The sequence below is a fragment of the Vibrio sp. 2132-1 genome, from assembly GCF_033344315.1.
The window spans coordinates 1-764 of the sequence record NZ_JAWPON010000255.1 but is presented as its reverse complement, the minus strand read 5'-3'; the positions used below and the strand labels follow the sequence as shown (position 1 = coordinate 764).

At 44.9% G+C, this 764-nt stretch carries 1 protein-coding gene; it reads right to left on the bottom strand.

Annotated features, from left to right (window positions below; genetic code table 11):
- A partial coding sequence (locus R8N47_RS24770) for a lamin tail domain-containing protein (RefSeq protein ID WP_318186047.1) occupies positions 1 to 570 on the bottom strand: 570 nt, incomplete at its 3' end.
- Positions 571 to 764 lie beyond the last annotated feature (194 nt).

Genomic DNA, 764 nt, shown 5'->3' with positions numbered 1-764 from the left:
GTGGCCATCCACTTCACACACAAATGCTGCAGGTGGCTCAGCTGCATTCAGCTCGCCTAAGCCCTCAATGTTGTCTTTCGCTAACGTTGTCCATTGAGAAGATTGGAAAGTCGCAGAAGGCGTCAGTGCGTCACCGTTACGTACCAAAGTGGCGTCTTTGCCAAATGCTACACCACCCATCACGCCGACCATGTCGTGAACTTCACCATCTTTTAATAGTGCGAGAGGATCGTCACCATTAAAGTTCGCGACGTTTTTATCGGTCTGGTCAGCCACTGCTTTAATCGCATCGCTGGCATCGCCATGGGCAAGAACAAACACCTGCTTCGCTTGCAACGTTACTTGGCTCAAATCGATCTTGCTGCCCCAAGTGCCACCACCATTAGATGATTTCGCTAGCTCATAACCTGTTAGCGTGACTGCGGCATCACCGGTATTCGCGATCTCGACCGCTTTATTATACGAGCCACCTTCTACGTACTGGGAAATGATAATTTCTGCATTCGCGTTAGCGCTAAGCGCACTAGCGATGGTTAATGCAAGTATTGAGGGTTTGATTAACGTGTCCATTGTCGTACCTGATATTTATTTAAATGCAAACTAAGCTCCGATCAGAGCCTACCATTTGCGTCTACTATCAGGTTTATTTATGAAATAAATAAGAAAGAGCAGTAAAAGCCGTGAAATAAATCACATGTGAATCTATAAAAATATGCCAAAACAGCGCATTCAAACATATTTTGTAATAAATACAGTTCAGTAGT